The sequence below is a fragment of the Carboxylicivirga litoralis genome (assembly GCF_025499605.1).
GTDB classification, from domain to species: Bacteria; Bacteroidota; Bacteroidia; order Bacteroidales; family Marinilabiliaceae; genus Carboxylicivirga; species Carboxylicivirga litoralis.
This window is the reverse complement of record NZ_JAFMVC010000061.1, coordinates 1-4,602: the sequence shown is the minus strand read 5'-3', so window position 1 is coordinate 4,602 and position 4,602 is coordinate 1. Positions and strand designations below refer to the sequence as shown.

General features: G+C 35.2%; 3 protein-coding genes. All 3 read right to left on the bottom strand.

The features are described 5' to 3' along the window. Positions 1-547: 547 nt before the first annotated feature. The 3 genes from J1N10_RS20480 to J1N10_RS20470 all read right to left on the bottom strand — a co-directional run bounded on the left by J1N10_RS20480 (position 548) and on the right by J1N10_RS20470 (position 4,169). Entirely contained in the window at positions 548-2,071 is a 1,524-nt protein-coding gene (locus tag J1N10_RS20480) for a hypothetical protein (protein ID WP_262328598.1), read from the bottom strand. 545 nt (positions 2,072-2,616) lie between these two features. Next, entirely contained in the window at positions 2,617-3,360 is a 744-nt protein-coding gene (locus tag J1N10_RS20475) for a DUF4348 domain-containing protein (RefSeq protein ID WP_262328597.1), read from the bottom strand. 326 nt (positions 3,361-3,686) lie between these two features. Continuing rightward, positions 3,687-4,169 carry a hypothetical protein gene (locus tag J1N10_RS20470; RefSeq protein WP_262328596.1) on the bottom strand — a complete coding sequence of 161 codons (483 nt, stop codon included), beginning with the start codon at positions 4,167-4,169 and terminating at the stop codon, positions 3,687-3,689. Between the last annotated feature and the right edge of the window lie 433 nt (positions 4,170-4,602).

The window sequence follows — 4,602 nt, the reverse complement described above, 5'->3', positions numbered from 1 at the left end:
TTTTGTAAGATACTGAATATCAAGGTTTTAAGCAAGCAATTTAACTACTTAATTAATTGATTTTCAATTAATTATACTTTTGTCATGTACTGAAAAACTAAGTACAAAAATATTTGCTTGATAAGTCCTTGACTTTAAAATTAAAGCTGGTTGCTTTGTTGTTATTTAAAAGTGACACTCACTAGTGTCCCAATTTTTATGGGACACTAGTGAGAACAAATATTGAGTTAAGTGCTCTTACTTGGAGTAGGAGCTTTGTCTGCTTAAATAATGACTGAAAGGGAACTTTGTACTAAAAATACCACGATTAACATCAGTGATGCATCTTGTTGTTATGATAAAAAGAGCAATATGGCAAACTACTTTATTGTGAAATGCTTCCAATCTGGTATAATCATTAAGGTACTTATTCTGCCTCTGGTTAATTTGAAAACAAAAAGGTGCTTTTTTTCGCACCTTTCTTGTTTTTATCGAACTAATAGTAGCAAACATAAGAAATGATTATTACTTTTTGTTGCTATAAATAGTTGATTTCAGTTCTCAATATTTACTCATCGCAACTGCCAGGTCCGATTAGGCCATTGTTATAATCATCTAATGTACTGGCTAATTTGGTCCATAAATTTTTATCTTTCCCTTTGAAAGAAGCTACAGCATCAGGAGTGTAGTTTTCAAGCAAGGAAGTGGCTTCATTAAAAGCATCAATAATATCTCCATTCGAAGCTGCATTAAGCATATTCAATTCAGTTGCAATATACTGATGAGCCAATTGGTAGTAGGCATTACCTGCAGGTGGAGTCCAAAGTACCTGATAGTAGCTTTGTCCACTTAAGAAAAAGCCAGTTGATGCCCCTTGTGGCAGTTGAGCCCAGGTATCATCGTAAGGAGCCGGGCCAAATTCAGAATGTGTTTTCCAGTAGCCTTGGGTGAGTGTACAACCATAGTCGCACGGTACCGTAACGGTTATTGTCCAATCATCACTTCCCAAAGTCTGAGTATCATTTGTTTCGAAGCTTGCTGTGTTTACAAACTCATACTCACCGCATTCACTTGGAGGACTTAGTGTATATTCAAATGTATATGGCGCATCAACGGCGCAAATAATGCCTAGTGAGCTGCCAAACTTATCATCATTAACTGTAATGCATTCGTCAATTTCATTTGTAGGTTCTCCAAAAGTGTAATCAGCCGTGGCAATGTCTCCTTCAACCAGTGGTGTACTTGTTACTACTGTCACTGTATTGGTGCCATCCGTGCCAGATGGCATATCCGCATAGTAATCACATTCAAGCGTTTCTCCGGGAGCTAGTGTTTGTGGCAGTTCGCATGCCAAAGTTGCTGTTACTCCTCCTGCAATATCTGTTATGTCAGTAACAACAGCTTCCAGAGGTGTTTCGTTAAATATTGTGATGGTACCGCTTACTTTCCAGTCACTGTCGGTAGCAGTTGCTGTAGTGAAGACATTATAATTAACATTGAATGTTTGCCCTTCAGATAACACCAGTTCAGACTTGTCTCCAATTTTTTCGATCACCCAATCCCATTTCCTGTTGAACTCTGTTTCAGCTGTTTTATCAACAGTCAATTGATAATGAAAAACAAAGTTAACATGACTGAAGTCGGCGTATGAGCCACTTGGATTGACAGGACAGTGTAGGTTGCCATCGCTTTTGGGTTTTGGACTTTCACCCGTATAGTCATAGTCGTTGTATTTATCGCCACCTTTCGCATACACGTGATCAATTACAATATTGTCGGATACTTCCCAGGTCATCACTTGTCCGCACGATTCATTGCTAAATGCAATAGTTACCGTGCCAGCTCCAAGAGCGAACGTTCCTGCTACTGGAGGATCAATTTTCACATTCGTGGATGTCACCGCGGGGGTATTGCCATCTACTACAACTGGGATAATGTCTACCGGATCTGTGGGATCGGTACTTGAACAGGTTGATTTTAATGTCATCGAATTTTCGGACTCAATGAATTCCTTCTTTTCTTTATCGCAACCAATACCCATTAGCAGTATCGACAAAGAGAGTACTACTTTAAATGCATTAATTTTTTTCATTGTTTACAGGTTTTAAGTTTCCTAATAAGCGATAGAGTAATGCAGATGTTAAGGTGATGCTATGGGAGATTTAGCTGTTTTTCCCACAAACAACATCATAATCAAATGATAGCTGATAACTATTTCCCTTGTTTAAAATTATCAGACCCACCTAAAATAGCACGGCTGGTAAATTTCGTCAAGGGTAATTGCCTTATAAATGATTGCCAGATCTTAATAACTATAGAATAGCAGAACTTACTTCCATTAATTTGTAACTGGTGAAAAAGGATGATAAATACTGACTTAACTAATAGGTGTTCAAGCTTGTAGGTAGGATTTGGGTCTTAATGTATTATTGCTGTTCTGAAATTGCATCATTGGTATTACATTGAGGGCTTGCATTATTGAGCTAATCCATAATTAAATATTATGGATCCGCTTGGTTTAGGTGGGTAGCGTGCAAATTGTATATTACAAGTTGGCATAAACTCTAGGAAACTGATCTTGGACTTTATACAAAATAATTGCCTGGCTGAGTTATAAATATCTATTCCCCATCACATTTAATATGATGTGTCAATTAGCCGTACTAATATCCATTCATTATTTTTTCTCTCAAAAACATGGTCTATCCAAATACCATTATCAATCCCTTTAAAAATTACAATACAGGAATCAGAGGATACTTCAAGAACTTGTTCATAAGTATCAACTTCTCTGTTTGCCATATTCTCATCATACCTGAGATCAAGGTGTTTCCACTGTTCACTTGATACTAGTACTAGTTCAGTGTTGTCTTCAATGTCAATGTTCTTTATTTCAAGAGGAAATTGAACATGCCTTAATTGATAAAGTGTATCGGAACTGAATTTTGCTAAAAATAAATCAAATTGTTCTTTAATTTCATCATGTTCAGCTATTTCTTTGCCAGTGTCAGGTCCTCTTCGAATTAAAGTGTCGATTGTCTGATAGTTCGTGTTATAAAGTATCAGATGAACATTAGTTAATTCTTTGATGATGAGAGTTTCCATATCTGCATCTTCTCCAAAGAGTTGGAGTGTGTCCCCTCTTAAAATATAGTTATACTTTGTATTTGAATCGGGATAATAAAAGGTGTTTTCATCGATCGCAAAAACAGCATTGCCCAGGTCGTCAATGCCATAGGCACCTTGTAATAGTGTGGTGTCAATAATAGCATTAGGTTGCTCTTCTGTAATATTTGTCTCTTCCTTTATCTGCTTAATGTCCCTGTTGATGACCACTTTACTGATGGTTTGTTTACCTTGTTTTATGGGCTCATTTACCATATTGCAATTTTTAACGTTACAATAGCTTACGAAAAGGAGTATTATTCCGGCAATAGTATAAAGTAACCATGCTTGGTTAATGTTTTTTTTGTACGTGTGGCGTTTTATGTTTCTGCGCATCACAATGTGGTTATTAAAGAAAAGTAGATAATTAAGGAGTAGATAATCAGGGTGTCATGCCGCTTTGTTAATCTGAATTAAGAGCTTTACAAGGCTTTAAATTATTGATATGAGAAGTTAAATGACTTAAAAATATAAATAATTATTAGAACTGCTTCATGAAAATGATCACCATCATATTTATGGAGTTAAATCCTGCGGAGCTGTTATTGCATTTCTGCATACTCCTGTTTTAACTTTGAGTCAGATGGTAAGAAGGTAAAGTCAATATGTTTATTCTTTGAGAATAGCCAGTTGATGAATGTGAAGTATTCACCATTGGGGACGACAGCACGAAGCTTAAGTTTTTTGGTTTTGCCATCAATATCGTTGTAAATAATAGTATTCCGACTAAAAACAGGATAATAGAAGATATGCAGAACTTCTTTTATACTTGAATATTGGATGTAAACCTGCTTTGAGTAAAAGACGTAGGTTACCGTTATGTCGTTCGCATCAAACATTACTCTTTTGATACTTTCCAAAAGTTTCCATAAAGCAATTAAGCAAATAAGGATGGTTGTCAGAGCACCTACAATGGCAAATGTATTATTAGAGTAATAAGCTGCTAAACACGATGCAATTAATAACACAAATATGTATAGAATCTTATCAAATAAGAAGTAGTTGTTGGATGAATATTGTTGCATAGTATCGATTTTAATAAATGTAAGTTTCCTTTATGTGTAGGTAGTTCTACATAGGGAGTCTGACAAGTTTTTGAAATAATAAAGATAAAGTCTTCCAATCTTTAAGATACATACTTTTTCTTATTTTGCATTAGTATTAATCTACTGTTTGAAGAGCTGATTATTTCCACTGTCATTACCGTTACCAATTATCATCTGCGAAGACCGTTAATAATGAGTTTCGTAATGTATCGTTTTTTTGAATAGTCCATAAGTGAGGATATGTTGTACTAGGGTGGGTACTATGTTATAATTTTCTTGCTACATATATTTTAAATAGAGTATAAGAAATAAATAGGAATAAGTTAGAAAAGTACTTTTTATAGAAACTGATTATTGACACATTGCTTTTTAAGTCATTAATTAATCTTTACATTCGCAGTGATGCACTAAA

Excerpts from the sequence above, each read along its gene's own strand:
- J1N10_RS20480 (WP_262328598.1), bottom strand. The coding sequence starts at position 2,071 with ATGAAAAAAATTAATGCATTTAAAGTAGTACTCTCTTTGTCGATACTG.
- J1N10_RS20470 (WP_262328596.1), bottom strand. The coding sequence starts at position 4,169 with ATGCAACAATATTCATCCAACAACTACTTCTTATTTGATAAGATTCTA.
- J1N10_RS20475 (WP_262328597.1), bottom strand. The coding sequence starts at position 3,360 with ATGGTAAATGAGCCCATAAAACAAGGTAAACAAACCATCAGTAAAGTG.